The 15,492-nt window shown below is 69.2% G+C and carries 11 protein-coding genes; 8 read left to right on the top strand and 3 right to left on the bottom strand.

Annotation, left to right across the window (positions count from 1 at the left end):
• Positions 1 to 84 precede the first annotated feature (84 nt).
• Positions 85 to 1,728, bottom strand: coding sequence for a 3-(methylthio)propionyl-CoA ligase (locus tag JYG37_RS11685; protein WP_050013269.1), 1,644 nt, complete (start codon positions 1,726 to 1,728; stop codon positions 85 to 87).
• Positions 1,729 to 1,905: 177 nt separating this feature from the next.
• On the opposite strand from JYG37_RS11685, the gene JYG37_RS11690 reads away from it, so the two are divergent.
• From JYG37_RS11690 to JYG37_RS11710, 5 genes are all read left to right on the top strand, one after another.
• The gene (locus JYG37_RS11690; protein WP_089488547.1) at positions 1,906 to 3,474 is read left to right on the top strand and encodes a protein adenylyltransferase SelO; all 1,569 of its coding nucleotides are present in this window, start codon (positions 1,906 to 1,908) and stop codon (positions 3,472 to 3,474) included.
• A 44-nt stretch (positions 3,475 to 3,518) separates the two neighbouring features.
• On the top strand, positions 3,519 to 3,950 hold the full coding sequence (gene msrB, locus JYG37_RS11695; RefSeq protein ID WP_213345427.1) for a peptide-methionine (R)-S-oxide reductase MsrB: 432 nt from the start codon (positions 3,519 to 3,521) through the stop codon (positions 3,948 to 3,950).
• A gap of 128 nt (positions 3,951 to 4,078) precedes the next feature.
• The gene (locus tag JYG37_RS11700) at positions 4,079 to 4,609 is read left to right on the top strand and encodes a septation protein A (protein WP_050013272.1); all 531 of its coding nucleotides are present in this window, start codon (positions 4,079 to 4,081) and stop codon (positions 4,607 to 4,609) included.
• A 1-nt stretch (position 4,610) separates the two neighbouring features.
• Entirely contained in the window at positions 4,611 to 4,919 is a 309-nt protein-coding gene (locus JYG37_RS11705; RefSeq protein WP_050013273.1) for a BolA family protein, read from the top strand.
• An 18-nt stretch (positions 4,920 to 4,937) separates the two neighbouring features.
• Positions 4,938 to 5,720 carry a peptidylprolyl isomerase gene (locus JYG37_RS11710; RefSeq protein ID WP_050013274.1) on the top strand — a complete coding sequence of 261 codons (783 nt, stop codon included), beginning with the start codon at positions 4,938 to 4,940 and terminating at the stop codon, positions 5,718 to 5,720.
• 170 nt (positions 5,721 to 5,890) lie between these two features.
• On the opposite strand, the gene JYG37_RS11715 is transcribed toward JYG37_RS11710, so the two are convergent.
• Together JYG37_RS11715 and purL are read right to left on the bottom strand one after the other, a co-directional pair.
• Complete coding sequence (locus JYG37_RS11715) at positions 5,891 to 6,439, bottom strand: GNAT family N-acetyltransferase (protein ID WP_124630781.1); 549 nt, start codon at positions 6,437 to 6,439, stop codon at positions 5,891 to 5,893.
• A gap of 5 nt (positions 6,440 to 6,444) precedes the next feature.
• Positions 6,445 to 10,509 carry a phosphoribosylformylglycinamidine synthase gene (gene purL / locus JYG37_RS11720; protein ID WP_050013275.1) on the bottom strand — a complete coding sequence of 1,355 codons (4,065 nt, stop codon included), beginning with the start codon at positions 10,507 to 10,509 and terminating at the stop codon, positions 6,445 to 6,447.
• A 329-nt stretch (positions 10,510 to 10,838) separates the two neighbouring features.
• Here purL and JYG37_RS11725 point away from each other — a divergent pair, with 329 nt between their 5' ends.
• The 3 genes from JYG37_RS11725 (at position 10,839) to pgi (ending at position 15,489) form a co-directional block, all read left to right on the top strand.
• Positions 10,839 to 12,140 (top strand): FAD-dependent oxidoreductase, encoded by a 1,302-nt coding sequence (locus JYG37_RS11725; RefSeq protein WP_213345428.1) that lies wholly within the window; start codon positions 10,839 to 10,841, stop codon positions 12,138 to 12,140.
• 52 nt (positions 12,141 to 12,192) lie between these two features.
• Positions 12,193 to 13,755, top strand: coding sequence for an NAD(P)H-hydrate dehydratase (locus tag JYG37_RS11730; protein ID WP_213345430.1), 1,563 nt, complete (start codon positions 12,193 to 12,195; stop codon positions 13,753 to 13,755).
• A gap of 111 nt (positions 13,756 to 13,866) precedes the next feature.
• Positions 13,867 to 15,489 (top strand): glucose-6-phosphate isomerase, encoded by a 1,623-nt coding sequence (gene pgi, locus JYG37_RS11735; protein WP_050013278.1) that lies wholly within the window; start codon positions 13,867 to 13,869, stop codon positions 15,487 to 15,489.
• Positions 15,490 to 15,492: the final 3 nt, after the last annotated feature.

Below are 15,492 nucleotides of genomic sequence, written 5' to 3' on the forward strand. Positions count from 1 at the left end.
TTAATTTCGCTCCCGATCCGGGGACGGATCGGGGGATCGCATCGGGACCGAATCGCGGGCCGGCGGCAGCCCGGACGCGAAGGCTTACGGCGCGCACACCGCCGTCGGCAACACGTAATCGCGAAACGTCTCGCGCAGCTTCAGCTTCTGCAGCTTGCCGGTCGCGGTGTGCGGCAGCGATTCGACGAACACGACGTCGTCGGGAATCCACCATTTCGCGACCTTGCCCTCGTAGAACGCGAGCAGCGCGTCGCGGCTCAGGTTCGCGCCTTCGCGCGGCACCACGACGAGCAGCGGCCGCTCGGTCCATTTCGGGTGCGCGCACGCGATGCACGCGGCTTCGGCCACCCCGGGATGCGCGATCGCGACGTTCTCGATGTCGATCGAGCTGATCCACTCGCCGCCCGACTTGATCACGTCCTTGCTGCGGTCGGTAATCTGCAGGAAGCCGTCGGGGTCGATCGTCGCGACGTCGCCGGTCGGGAACCAGCCGTCCGCCAGCGGCGACGCATCACCGCGAAAGTAGTGGTCGATCACCCACGGCCCGCGCACCTGCAGTTCGCCGAACGCGACGCCGTCCCACGGCAGCTCGCGGCCGTCGTCGCCGACGATCCGCATGTCGACGCCGCAGATCACGCGCCCCTGCTTCTCGAGCAGCCGGCGCTGCGCGTCGAGCGGCCGCTGCGACTGCGCCCAGTTGAGCTTCGCGAGCGTGCCGAGCGGCGACAGTTCGGTCATTCCCCATGCATGGATCACGCGCACGCCGTATTCGTCCTCGAACGTGCGCAGCATCGCGGGCGGGCACGCGGAGCCGCCGATCACCGTGCGGTTCAGCGTCGAGAAACGCACGCCGGCCTCGCGCATGTAGTTCAGCAGGCCGAGCCACACGGTCGGCACGCCCGCGGAGAACGTCACGCGCTCGGCCTCCATCAGCTCGTACAGCGATTTCCCGTCGAGATCCTTGCCGGGCAGCACCAGCTTGCCGCCGGTGAGCGGCACCGCGTACGGCAGCCCCCATGCGTTGACGTGGAACATCGGCACGACGGGCAGCACGGCGTCCATCGCGGACAGGTTCATCGCGTCGGGCAGCGCGGCGCCGTATGCATGCAGCACGGTCGAGCGATGCGAATACAGCACGCCCTTCGGGTTGCCGGTCGTGCCCGACGTGTAGCAGAGCCCCGATGCCTGCTGCTCGTCGAGGCGCGGCCAGTCGTAGCGGCCGTCCTCGGCTTCGACGAGCGTTTCGTAGCAGAGGAACGGCGTCGCGCCGGACGGCAGGTGCGCGGCGTCCGTCATCGCGATCCAGCCCTTCACGTGCGGGCATTGCGGCGCGATCGCATCGACGAGCGGCGCGAAATTGATGTCGAAGAAGACGTAGCGGTCTTCCGCGTGATTGACGATGTACGCGATCTGTTCGGGAAACAGGCGCGGGTTGATCGTATGGCACACGGCGCCCATCCCGCCGATCCCGTAATACGCTTCCAGATGCCGGTAGCCGTTCCACGCCAGCGTGCCCACGCGGTCGCCGGTTGCGACGCCGAGCCGCGCGAGCGCCTGCGCCAGTTGCTTCGCGCGGCGTTCGCAATCGCGATACGTGTAGCGATGCAGGTCGCCTTCGACGCGCTTCGACACGATTTCCGTGTCGCCCGCATGCCGCGCGGCATGCGCGATCAGCGACGACACCAGCAGTGGCACATCCATCATCTGGCCCAGCAACGGCTTACCCATCGTCTTGTTCTCCGTGAGGATGCGAATCGGTGACCCGCCTGGCGGCCGTTTCCATCCGGAAGCAGCCCGCATGCGCGCCCGTCAGCGGCCCGGACGGGCGTGGCGCACGATGCGCGGGCCGCCATGCGGGCGGCGCGACGCCGCCTTACAATATCGGCTTACCCAGAGGCGCTCAACATGTCGTTTTCCCGAAGCGCAGCCGATGCGGCTGACACTCTCCCCGACCTCGCCGCGACGCTCGGCGCGCCCGCCGAACGCGCGTTCGTCACGCTCGGCGACGCGTTTCATACGCGGCTGCCGGCCGCGCCGCTGGCCGCGCCGTACGTCGTCGGCTTTTCCGACGAAGTCGCGCAGCTGCTCGACCTACCGCCCGCGATCGCCGCGCAGCCCGGCTTCGCCGAGCTGTTCGCCGGCAACCCGACGCGCGACTGGCCCCCGCACGCGATGCCGTACGCGTCGGTCTATTCCGGCCATCAGTTCGGCGTGTGGGCCGGCCAGCTCGGCGACGGCCGCGCGCTGACGATCGGCGAGTTGCCCGGCGCCGACGGCCGGCGCTACGAACTGCAGCTCAAGGGCGGCGGCCGCACGCCGTATTCGCGGATGGGCGACGGCCGCGCGGTGCTGCGCTCGTCGATCCGCGAATTCCTGTGCTCGGAAGCGATGCATCACCTCGGCATCCCGACCACGCGCGCGCTGACGGTGATCGGCTCCGACCAGCCGGTGGTGCGCGAGGAGATCGAGACGGCGGCCGTCGTCACGCGCGTGTCGGAAAGCTTCGTGCGCTTCGGCCACTTCGAGCACTTCTTCTCGAACGATCGCCCCGACCTGCTGCGCCAGCTGGCCGATCACGTGATCGACCGCTTCTATCCGGCCTGCCGCGACGCGGACGATCCGTACCTCGCGCTGCTCGAGGCCGCGACGCTGCGCACGGCCGACCTCGTCGCGCAATGGCAGGCGGTCGGCTTCTGCCACGGCGTGATGAACACCGACAACATGTCGATCCTCGGCGTGACGATCGACTACGGTCCGTTCGGCTTCGTCGATGCATTCGACGCGAACTACATCTGCAACCACTCGGACACCAACGGCCGCTATGCGTACCGGATGCAGCCGCGCATCGCGCACTGGAACTGCTATTGCCTCGCGCAGGCGCTGCTGCCGCTGATCGGGCTGCAGCACGGCATCGCCGACGACGACGCGCGCGCCGAGCGCGCGGTGGACGACGCCCAGGCCGTGCTCGCGAAGTTTCCGGAGCGCTTCGGCCCCGCGCTCGAACGCGCGATGCGCGCGAAGCTCGGCCTCGAACTCGAACGCGACGGCGACGCCGAGCTCGCGAACAAGCTGCTCGAGACGATGCATGCGAGCCACGCGGATTTCACGCTGACGTTCCGCCGGCTCGCGCAGATCTCGAAGCACGACGCGAGCCGCGACGCGCCCGTGCGCGACCTCTTCACCGACCGTGAAGCATTCGACGCATGGGCGAACCTCTACCGCGCGCGACTGTCCGAGGAAACGCGCGACGACGCGGCTCGCGCGGTTGCAATGAACCGCGCGAATCCCAAATACGTGCTTCGCAACCATCTGGCCGAAGTTGCGATCCGGCGCGCGAAGGAAAAGGATTTTTCGGAAGTCGAGCGGCTCGCGCGGATCCTGCGTCGCCCGTTCGACGAACAACCGGAGCATGAAGCGTACGCGGCGTTGCCGCCCGACTGGGCCGGCACGCTCGAAGTGAGCTGCTCGTCCTGAGCCCGCAACCCGCGCATCTCGACCGACCGATCAGGAGAACCCCCATGTCCCACGATTCCGACGACAAGACCTTCCCGTACCAGAAGGACGACGCCGAGCTGCGCCGCCGGCTCACGCCGATGCAGTACGAGGTCACGCAGCACGCGGCGACCGAGCGCGCGTTCACCGGCGAATACACCGACACCGAGGATGCCGGCATCTACAAGTGCGTCGTCTGCAGCACGCCGCTGTTCGAATCCGGCGCCAAGTTCCATTCGGGCTGCGGCTGGCCCAGCTACTTCAAGCCGCTCAACAGCGAGGTGATCGACGAGAAGGTCGACTACTCGCACGGGATGGTGCGCGTCGAGGTGCGCTGCAACCACTGCGGCGCGCATCTGGGCCACGTGTTCGAGGACGGCCCGCGCGACCAGACCGGTTTGCGGTACTGCATCAATTCGGCTGCGTTAAACTTCGAGTCCCGACCCGAAAACGAATGAGCGGCGCCGGGCGGATCTGCCGGGCGGCCAGCCGCGGGCCGGCCGCCCTGCTCCGCGACGGCGATGCCTGCCGGTCCCTACAACGGTGACAGGCCGCACATGCGGCCTGTCACGCAGCTGCGAGCGCCATGAAATTCCTGTTCGATCTGTTTCCGATCATCCTGTTTTTTGTCGCCTTCAAGGTCTGGGGCATCTTTACCGCCACCGCCGTCGCGATCGTCGCGACGCTGGCCCAGGTCGCCTGGGTCGCCTTCCGGCACCGGAAGGTCGACACGATGCTGTGGGTCAGCCTCGGCGTGATCGTCGTGTTCGGCGGCGCCACCCTCGTCCTGCATGACGAGAAATTCATTCAATGGAAACCGACTGTGCTGTACTGGCTGTTTGCGATCGGGTTGCTCGCCGCGCGTTATGCGTTCAGCAAGAACCTGATCGAGAAGATGATGGGCAAGCAGCTCACGCTGCCGCACCCCGTGTGGGACAAGCTGAACGCCGCCTGGGCGCTGTTCTTCGCGGTGCTCGGCGTCGCGAACCTGTACGTGGTGCACAACTTCACCGAATCGCAATGGGTGAACTTCAAGCTGTTCGGTACGACGGGCGCGATGGTCGTGTTCATCATCCTGCAGAGCCTGTGGCTCACGAAATACCTGAAGGACGAGTGACATGAGCGACGCCTTTCTCCACGCCTCCGCCGACGAACGCATCGCGCTGATCGAAGCGCGCCTCACCGCGTCGCTCGCGCCGCTGTCGCTCACCGTGCGCGACGACAGCGCGCAGCACGCGGGCCATGCGGGCGCGGCCGCCGGCGGCCATTTCACGGTCACGATCGTCTCGTCCGCGTTCGCGGGCAAGCCGCGCGTCGCGCGGCACCGGCTGGTGTATGATGCGCTCGCTGATGCGATGCAGCGCGGCATTCACGCGCTCGCGATCGTGGCTTACACGCCCGAAGAATTCAACGAATCTTCAATCTAGTCTCATTAGGAATTCCCGATGATCCTGAAATCCCCCCGCCTGTGGGTCGCGGCGGCTGCTTTTGCAGCGGCACCGGCATTTGCCCAGAACATCGCCGTCGTCAACGGCACGCCGATTCCGAAATCGCGCGCCGACGCGATGGTCGCGCAGCTCGTCCAGCAAGGCCAGACCGACGGTCCGCAACTGCAGCAGGCCGTGCGCCAGGAACTCGTGAACCGCGAAATCCTGATGCAGGAAGCGATTCGCGAAGGCATCCCGAACCGTCCGGACGTGAAGGCGCAAGTCGCCGTCGCGCAGCAGACCGTCGTGCTGCGCTCGATGATCGAGAGCTTCCTGAAGAAGAACCAGCCGACCGACGCCGAAGTGAAGGCGCGCTACGACGAACTCGTCAAGGGCGTGGGCGGCAACCGCGAGTACCACCTGCACCACATCCTCGTCGAGAGCGAGCAGCAGGCGAAGGACCTGATCGCGAAGATCAAGGGCGGCGCGAAGTTCGAGGATCTCGCGAAGCAATACTCGAAGGATCCGGGTTCGGGCAAGAACGGCGGCGATCTCGACTGGTCCGACCCGAAGGCGTACGTGCCGGAATTCGCGGCGGCCGCGCAGAAGCTGCAGAAAGGCCAGATGACCGACGCGCCGGTGAAGACGCAGTTCGGCTGGCACATCATCCGCGTCGACGACATCCGCGACATCGCGCCGCCGCCGTTCGACCAGGTGAAGGCGCAGATCGCGCAGCAGCTCGTGCAGCAGAAGCTGCAGGCGTTCGAGGAAGGTCTGCGCCAGCAGGCGAAGATCCAGTAACGCCGGCGCGTCGTACGCGCATCGACAAGCCGCTCTTCGGAGCGGCTTTTTCTTTTGGCGCGCACGAAACAGATATACCGCGACGCGATGGTGCGCGGCGCGCCGTGCAATAAAAAACCGCTCCGGAGAGCGGCTTTTCCACGCCAGGTGTCGCCCGCCCGCGGCATGCGCTACGCGGCGGGATGGAACACGTCGTGATAACGCACGTCGCCCGCCGGCAGCGGAGCCGATTCGTCGAACGACAGCGCGAGAAAATACTCGGCCGGCACGCCCGGAAACACGATGTCGCCGTGCGGTTCGAACCCGAAACGCGTGTAATACGCGGGCTCGCCGAGCACCACGCAGCCGCGCGCGCCGAGCCGACGCAACGCGTCGAGCCCCGTGCGCACGAGCCCGGCGCCGATGCTCTGCCGCTGGCAATCGGGCCGCACCGCGAGCGGCGCGAGCCCGTACCACTGCTGGCTGCCGGCCGGCTCGCCGCCGATCGCGACCGGCGAGAACGCGACGTGCCCGACGATACGTCCGTCGCACTCCGCGACGAGCGATACGCTCAGCGCACCGTCCGCACGCAGCGTGTCGACGATGCGCTGCTCGAACGCCCCGCCTTGCGGCTCGCCCGCGAACGCCGCGCGGATCACGCGGCCAATCGCGTCGGCCTCGCTCGCCCGCGCGTCACGCAGCGTGACGACCTCGACCGATGCGTTGGGGTCGAACATCATCCCGATCAGCCGATCCAGCGGCGCGCGTTGCGGAACACACGCAGCCACGGGCTCGCTTCACCCCAGCCTTCCGGGTGCCAGCTCATCGTGACCGTGCGATGCACGCGCTCCATGTGCGGCATCAGCACCGAGAAGCGGCCGTCGGCCGTCGTCACCGACGTGATGCCGGCCGGCGACCCGTTCGGGTTGAACGGATAGCGCTCGGTCGCTTCGCCGCGGTGGTCGACGTAACGCATCGCGACCGCGACGCGATCGATGTCGCCCTGCTGCGAGAAGTCCGCATAGCCTTCGCCGTGCGCGACCGCGACCGGAATCCGCGAGCCTTCCATCCCCGCGAAGAAGATCGACGGCGACTTCTCCACTTCGACGAACGAGAAGCGCGCCTCGAACTGCTCGGACTTGTTGCGCGTGAACTTCGGCCACGCTTCCGCCCCGGGGATCATCGACGCGATGCTCGACAGCATCTGGCAGCCGTTGCAGATACCGAGTGCGAACGTATCGGGACGCGCGAAGAACGCCGAGAACATGTCGGCGAGATTCGCGTTGAAGCGGATCGTCTTCGCCCAGCCCTCTCCCGCGCCCAGCACGTCGCCGTACGAGAAACCGCCGCATGCGACCGCCCCCGCGAAATCGGCCAGCGACGCGCGGCCCGCGAGCAGGTCGCTCATGTGCACGTCGTGCGCATCGAAGCCGGCGCGGTCGAACGCGTAAGCCGTTTCCAGATGCGAGTTCACGCCCTGCTCGCGCAGGATCGCGACGCGCGGCCGTGCGCCCGTCGCGATGAACGGCGCGGCGATGTCGTCGGCCGGGTCGAACGTCAGCACCGGCGAGATGCCCGGGTCGGCCGCGTCGAGCAGCGCGTCGTATTCGGCATCCGCGCACGCCGGGTTGTCGCGCAGGCGCGCGATGCGCCAGCTCACTTCGCTCCATGCGCGATGCAGTTCGGTACGCGGCGCGTCGAAGATCTTCTTCGCGTCGCGGTACACCTCGATCACGTCGCGATCGTTGACCGAGCCGATCACGTGCGAGCACGTCGACAAGCCGAACTCGCGCAGCGCGCCGAGCACCGCGTCGCGGTCGGACGCGCGCACCTGCACGACGGCGCCGAGCTCTTCGGAGAACAGCGCGCGCAGCGTGCGGTCGTCGCGCAGGCCGCTCGTCTGCTTCGCCCAGTCCTTCGCGTCGCCGTAGTCGGATTCGTGGTTCGGGTCGAGCGTCAGCATGTCGACGTTCAGCGACACGCCCGCATGGCCCGCGAACGCCATTTCGCATACCGTCGCCCACAGGCCGCCGTCCGAGCGGTCGTGGTACGCGAGCAGCTTGTCTTGCGCATTGAGCGACTGGATCGCGTTGAAGAAGCGCTTCAGGTCTTCCGCGTCGTCGACGTCCGGCGTCGTGTCGCCGACCTGCTGCGTGACCTGCGCGAAGATGCTGCCGCCCATGCGGTTCTTGCCGCGGCCGAGATCGATCGCGATCAGCACCGTGTCGCCCGCGTCGGCCACGCGGCGCAGTTGCGGCGTGAGATGACGGCGCACGTCCTCGACCGGCGCGAACGCCGAGATGATCAACGACACCGGCGACACGACTTCCTTCGCGACGCCCTGCTCATCCCACTTCGTCTTCATCGACAGCGAGTCCTTGCCGACCGGGATGCCGATCCCGAGCGCCGGGCACAGCTCCATGCCGATCGCCTTGACCGTGTCGAACAGCGCGGCGTCCTCGCCGGCCGTGCCGCACGCGGCCATCCAGTTCGCCGACAGCTTCAGCTTGTCGAGCGACGCGATCGGCGCGCTCGCGATGTTCGTGATCGCTTCGCCGACGGCCATGCGACCCGACGCCGGCGCGTCGATCACCGCGAGCGGCGTGCGCTCGGCCATCGTCATCGCCTCGCCCTTGAAACCGGCATAGTCGAGCGCGGTGATCGCGCAGTCGGCCACCGGCACCTGCCACGGGCCGACCATCTGGTCGCGCACCGACGTACCGCCGACCGAACGGTCGCCGATCGTGATCAGGAACGACTTGCTGCCGACCGTCGGGTGCTTCAGCACGTCGAGCGCGACGGCCGACAGCGCGATGCCCGTCACGTCGACCGGCGCACGCTCGGTCGTCACACGCGCGACGTCGCGGTGCATGCGCGGCGGCTTGCCGAGCAGCACTTCCATCGGCATGTCGACCGGGTATTCGTCCGCGCCCGTCGCTTCGTCGTCGACGAGCTTCAGCTCGCGTTCGTCGGTCGCGACACCGACTACCGCGAACGGGCAGCGCTCGCGCGCGCAGATCGCCTCGAAGCGCGGCAGGTCGGCCGGCGCGATCGCCAGCACGTAGCGCTCCTGCGCTTCGTTCGACCAGATTTCGCGCGGCGACAGGCCCGATTCCTCGAGCGCGACCTTGCGCAGTTCGAAGCGCGCGCCCTTGCCCGCGCCGTCGACGATTTCGGGGAACGCGTTCGACAGACCGCCCGCGCCGACGTCGTGGATGCTCAGGATCGGGTTTTCCGCGCCGAGTTGCCAGCAGCCGTTGATCACTTCCTGCGCGCGACGCTCGATTTCCGGGTTGCCGCGCTGCACCGAGTCGAAGTCGAGTTCGGCGGTGTTCGCGCCGGTCGCCATCGAGCTCGCGGCGCCGCCGCCCATGCCGATCCGCATGCCGGGGCCGCCGATCTGGATCAGCAGCGAGCCGGCCGGCACGTCGTGCTTGTGCGTGTGCTGATCCGCGATGTTGCCGAGGCCGCCCGCGATCATGATCGGCTTGTGATAGCCGTGCACCGTGCCGCCGACGTTCTGCTCGTACACGCGGAAGTAGCCGCCGAGGTTCGGGCGGCCGAATTCGTTGTTGAACGCGGCGCCGCCCAGCGGGCCATCGATCATGATCTGCAGCGGCGACGCGATGCGGTCCGGACGGCCGTACGGGCCGTGCACTTCGTTCGGATTGCGCTCGGCGACCGGCTGCGCGGCGTCGCGCGCGTTTTCCCACGGCTGGCGCGCATCGGGCAGGTCGAGGTTCGACACGGTGAAGCCCGTGAGGCCGGCCTTCGGACGCGCGCCGCGGCCCGTCGCGCCTTCGTCGCGGATCTCGCCGCCCGCGCCGGTCGCCGCCCCCGGGAACGGCGAGATCGCCGTCGGATGGTTGTGCGTCTCGACCTTCATCAGCGTGTGCGTGAGTTCGGTGTGGCGGCCGTAGCGCTCGCCCGGCTCGCCGGCCGCACCGGCCTTGCGCGGGAACCAGCGCTCGGCTTCGGCGCCGACCATGATCGACGAGTTGTCCGAATACGCGACGATCGTGCCCTGCGGGCTCAGCTTCTCGGTGTTGCGGATCATCGCGAACAGCGACATGTCCTGCGCTTCGCCGTCGATCGTCCACTGCGCGTTGAAGATCTTGTGGCGGCAGTGTTCGCTGTTGGCCTGCGCGAACATCATCAGTTCGACGTCGGTCGGGTTGCGTTCGAGCTTGCGGAACGCGTCGACCAGATAGTCGATCTCGTCGTCGGCGAGCGCGAGGCCCAGCTCGACGTTCGCGCGCTCCAGCGCGCCGCGGCCGACGCCCAATACGTCGACGGTCGACAGCGGCTTGGCCGGCAGTTCGTCGAACAGGTGTTTCGCATCGTCGCGCGCCGCGACCACGCTTTCGGTCATCCGGTCATGCAGCGCGGCCGCGACGGCCGCGCGCGCGTCGTCTGACAGCGCCTTCTTGCCGCCGAGCAGGCCCGACTTCAGCGTGACCGTGAATTCGACGCCGCGCTCGATGCGGCGCACCTGCGTGAGGCCGCAGTGCTGCGCGATGTCGGTCGCCTTGCTCGCCCACGGCGAAACCGTGCCGAAGCGCGGCAGCACGATGAAGGTCTCGGTCGCGCCCTTCTCGCCCGCCGGCTGGAACGGCGCGCCGTAGTGCATCAGCGCATCGATGCGCGCGCTGTCGTCGGCCGACAGCGGCTCGGCCGCATTGACGAAGTGCAGGAACTGGCCGCGCACCGCGACGATGTTGGCGTCGATTTGCCTGAGCGTGTCGAGCAGACGGGTTTGACGGAAATCGGAGAGGGCCGAAGCGCCGGGAAAACACGAGAAGTGAGCCATGGGCTGGACTGACGTCGATGAGTCGCGCGGGGTGGCGACGTGGGGCGAAAGGAAGGCCGTAATTATACCCGGAAGTCGGCCGCCCAAGACCGGCCAATCGGTAGTCCGGCTGCACCGCCACGGTGCTGGTGCGGGCGGCACGCGCGGCTGTCCGCCGGATCGGCCTCTATCGGCCCGGGCGCCGGCCGCCGCCGCATGGCCGCACGGCCATGCTCGCCCGCCGCCGGCTCGCGCACTTTTGGCGCTATCATTCCGGGTTCACCGGGCCCGGGCCCTCAGCGAATTCTCACCGGGCGGCGTGCGTGCCGCCCGTCATCGAAGCAATCTCAATGGATGTCATCGTCATCGGCGGCGGAATCAGCGGCGTCGCCACCGCCTACCAGCTGCGCGCGGCCGGCCATCGCGTATGCGTGGTCGAACGCCACGCGACCGTCGCGCAAGGCGCGACCTACGGCGACGGCGGCGCGCTGCTGCCGAGCCCGCTCGACGTCTGGTTCGGCCCGACTTTCATGCACCAGCGCCAGGCGCGCGACAGCGGCATCGTCTACAAGCCGGGCTTCAACGGCGGCGTGCGCCGCTTCGTCAAGCAGCTCGGCACGCTGCGCGAGCCCGATGCATTCGCCGCGCAGTACGCGCGGCTGCGCCCGCTGATCGACGTGTCGCGCGACGCGCTCGCCGATATCGAAGCCCGCCTCGAGCTCGAATTCGAGCAGAAGCCCGGCATCCTGCACGTCGTGCGCGATCCGCGCGACTGGGACGCGCTGCAGCCCGCGCTCGACCTGCTGCGCACACTCGACCAGCCGTACCGCACGCTCACCGCCGACGAATGCGTGGCGCTCGAACCGTCGGTACCGGCCGAGCCCGGCTTTGCCGGCGGCGTGCTGCTCGAAACCGAGCGCACCGGCAACTGCCCGCTGTTCGCGAAACTGGTCAAGCAGACGCTCGACGAGCATGGCGTGCAGTTCCGCTTCGGCGCGGACGTCGCCGCGATCCGCGTCGACAACGGCCGCGTCGCGGTCGAGCTCGCCCCGCCGGGCAACCGGAGCGCGGCGCACGCGCGCGAGGTCGACGTGATGTCGGCCGACGCGATCGTGGTCGCCGCCGGCGCCGGCAGCCTTGCGCTGCTCGAACGGCTCGGCTGGCGCCTGCCGCTGCACCCGGTGCGCGTCCATACGCTCACCGCGCCGGTCGCGTACGAAGAACATGCGCCGCACCTGAGCGTCGTCGATTCGATCAAGCGGATCTCGATCACGCGCACCCACCAGCGGCTGCGCATCGGCGGGGCCGCCGTGCTGCAGAGCCTGGCGGATACCGCGAAGCCGCTCGCCGAGCCGCTGTCGGAGGCCGCGCTCGCGCTGCTCGGCCAGGCCGTCCACGACTGGGTGCCCGGCGCCGCGAAGATCTCGGCCGCGCTGTCGTGGCAAGGCATGCAACTGCTGTCGCCGGACGGCTTGCCCGTCGTGGGTCCGACCCCGCATCCGCGCGTGTTCGTCAATTTCGGCCATGGCCCGGCCGGCTGGGGCCTCGCGTGCGGGTCTGCTAAAGTGGTGACCGACTATCTGGGCGGCAACGTCCAGCACTGGCCCGCCGACACGCTCGCCGCGCTGAACGCCGGCCGCTTCACGACCTGACCGCCGCGGGCCGGCCCGTGGCGGCATCCTTGCCAGCCGCCACGATCCCGCGATGACCGTTACCCCCGCTCCCCCCGTTCGCCCCCCGTTCCCCGATTCCGATCCGATCGCGCTGCTGCGCGTCGCCGACCTGCGCGCGGCCGAAGCCGACGCCGCCGCCGCGCTGCCGCCGCACACGCTGATGGGCCGCGCCGGCGCGGCCGCCGCGCGCTGGCTGTCCGAGCGCGTCGCCGGCGACGATCGCCCCGTCTGGTTCGCGGTCGGCCCCGGCAACAACGGCGGCGACGCGCTGGTGGCCGCCGCGCAACTCCAGCAGCTCGGCGTCGCGACGCATGCGTGGATGCCGGTGCCGGTCAAGCCGGACGACGCGCAATGGGCGCTCGGTCTCGCACGCTCGGCCGGCGTGCCGCTGTCGGCCACCCCGCCCGCGTCGCTGGAGGGCTATGCGTGGGTCGTCGACGGGCTGTTCGGCATCGGTCTCGGCCGCGCGCTCGATGGCGCGTTCGCCGAGCAGGCAGCACGCATCGCCACCCATGCGCGCGGCGGCGGCCGCGTGCTCGCGCTCGACGTGCCCAGCGGGCTCGACAGCGACACGGGCCGCATCGTCGGCGCGGGCGTCGCCGTGGCGGCCACGCAGACGCTCACCTTCATCGGCGCGAAGCCCGGCCTCTACACGGGCGACGGCCGCGATCTCGCCGGCGAAATCCACGTCGCGTCGCTCGACGTCGCGCCGCCCGCCGCGCCGGCCATCGTGCTGAACGCGCCCGCGCGGTTCGCCGCGGCGCTGCCCGCGCGCGCGTTCGCGTCCCACAAGGGCACGTACGGCAGCCTCGCGGTGCTCGGCGGCGACACCGGCATGTGCGGCGCGCCGATCCTCGCCGCGCGCGCCGCGCTGTTCGCGGGCGCCGGCAAGGTGCACGTCGGCTTCCTCGGCGCGGGCGCGCCGCCGTACGACCCGCCGTTCCCCGAACTGATGCTGCATCCGGCCGACACGCTCGACCCCGGCGCGATGACCGCGATCGCGGCCGGTTGCGGGCTCGGCACGCGCGAAGCCGCGGCGACACTCGTGCGCGACGTGCTCGCGCACGACACGGCGACGCTGCTCGATGCCGACGCGCTGAACCTCGTCGCGACGCACGCGGACCTCGCGACCGCCGTCGCCGCGCGTGGCGCACACGGCAATCCGTGCGTGCTGACGCCGCATCCGCTCGAAGCCGCGCGCCTGCTCGGCGGCGACACGGCCGCCGTGCAGCGCGATCGCGTCGCGGCCGCGCAGGCGCTCGCCGCGCGTTACGCGGCCATCGTCGTGCTGAAAGGCTCGGGTACGGTGATTGCGGCGCCCGACGGCCGCGTGACGATCAACCCGACCGGCAACGCGGCGCTCGCCACCGGCGGCACCGGCGACGTGCTCGGCGGCCTGATCGGCGCGCTGCTCGCGCAGCGGGTCGCGCCGTACGAAGCCGCGCTGGCCGGCGTCTACCTGCACGGCCTCGCGGCCGACACGCTGACCGCGACCGGCACCGGCCCGGCCGGGCTCACCGCCGGCGAGCTCGCGCCGATGGTGCGTACGCTGATCAATCGCCTTTTTTATCCGTCGCCGCGCGCCGACACGTAACGCCGCTATACTGACTGCCCCGCCGCACGGCGGGCCTTCTCGTCCGCCGGCTTTCCGATCACGATGAGCCGGCGCGGCATTCCTCCCGATTCACGCTTCACTCGAACCGCCATGACGCTGAAATCGCTCCCCGCCTGGACTGCCCTTCAATCCCACTTCGAACAGATCCGCCACGCGCGGCTGCGCGACTGGTTCGCGCCGGAAAACGATCGCGCGCCGACCCGCGCCGAACGCTTCACGATTCCGGGCGGCGGTCTCGCGGCCGATTTCTCGAAGAACCGCATCGACGACGAAACGCTGCGCCTGCTCGTGCAGCTCGCGCGCGACGCCGGCGTCGAAGCGCGCCGCGACGCGATGTTCGCGGGCGAGGTCGTCAACCCGACCGAAGGCCGCGCGGCGCTGCACACCGCACTGCGCGCGACCGATCCACAGGCGCCGTTCCACGCGCAGGTGAGCGCCGAGCGCGCGAAGATGGCGACGTTCGCGCGCGCCGTGCGCAGCGGTACGTGGACGGGCTATACGGGCAAGCGCATCCGCCACGTGATCAACATCGGCATCGGCGGCTCCGATCTGGGCCCGAAGATGGTCGTGCATGCGCTGCACCACGTCGCGACGCGCGAGATCTCGACCCACTTCGTGTCGAACGTCGACGGCGCCGATCTCGCGCGCGTGCTCGAACAGGTCGATCCCGAGGAAACGCTCGCGATCATCGTGTCGAAGACGTTCACGACGCTCGAGACGATGACTAACGCACGCTCGCTGCGCGACTGGTTCGTCGCGCGCGGCTGCCCCGAAGACGCGCTCGCGAAGCACTTCGTCGGCGTGTCGGCGAACCCGGCCGAAGTCGTGAAGTTCGGCATCGCGGCGGACAACGTGTTCGAAATGTGGGACTGGGTCGGCGGCCGCTATTCGCTGTGGTCGGCGGTCGGCCTGTCGATCATGATCGCGGTCGGCCCCGAACAGTTCGACGAACTGCTGGCCGGCGCGAACGACATGGACCGCCACTTCCGCGAAGCGCCGCTCGAGCGCAATTTGCCGGTGCTGCTCGGCCTGATCGGCATCTGGTACCGGAATTTCTTCGGCTCGCAGAGCTATCTCGTCGCACCGTACTCGGAAGCGCTGCACTACCTGCCGTCGTACCTGCAGCAGCTCGAAATGGAGAGCAACGGCAAATCCGCGCGCCTGGACGGCGCCTTCGTCGACTACCCGACGTCGGCCGTCACGTGGGGCGAGCCGGGCACCAACGGCCAGCATGCGTTCTTCCAGATGCTGCACCAGGGGCCAACGATCGTGCCGATCGACTTCATCGCGGTGCTGACGCCCGAGCATCCGCTCGCGAGCCATCATCCGAAGCTGCTCGCGAACTGCTTCGCGCAGAGCGAGGCGCTGATGCTCGGCCGCACGCTGGAAGAAGCGCGCAAGATCGCCGGGCCGGGCAAGGAGGCGCTCGCGCCGCACCTGACGTTCCCCGGCAACCGCCCGACCACGACGCTGCTCGTCGATGCGCTGACGCCGCGCACGCTCGGCGCGCTGATCGCGCTTTACGAGCACAAGGTGCTCGTGCAGGCGACGGTGTGGGACATCAATCCGTTCGACCAGTGGGGCGTCGAGCTCGGCAAGATTCTGGGCAAGGTCGTCGAGGCCGATCTGTCGGCCGACTCGGTCGATCCGGCGAAGCACGACTCGTCGACCACCGCGCTGATCGAGCGCGCCCGCGCGGCGCTCAAGCGTTGAAGC

The sequence above is a fragment of the Burkholderia sp. LAS2 genome, from assembly GCF_018417615.1.
Classification (GTDB): Bacteria; Pseudomonadota; Gammaproteobacteria; order Burkholderiales; family Burkholderiaceae; genus Burkholderia; species Burkholderia sola.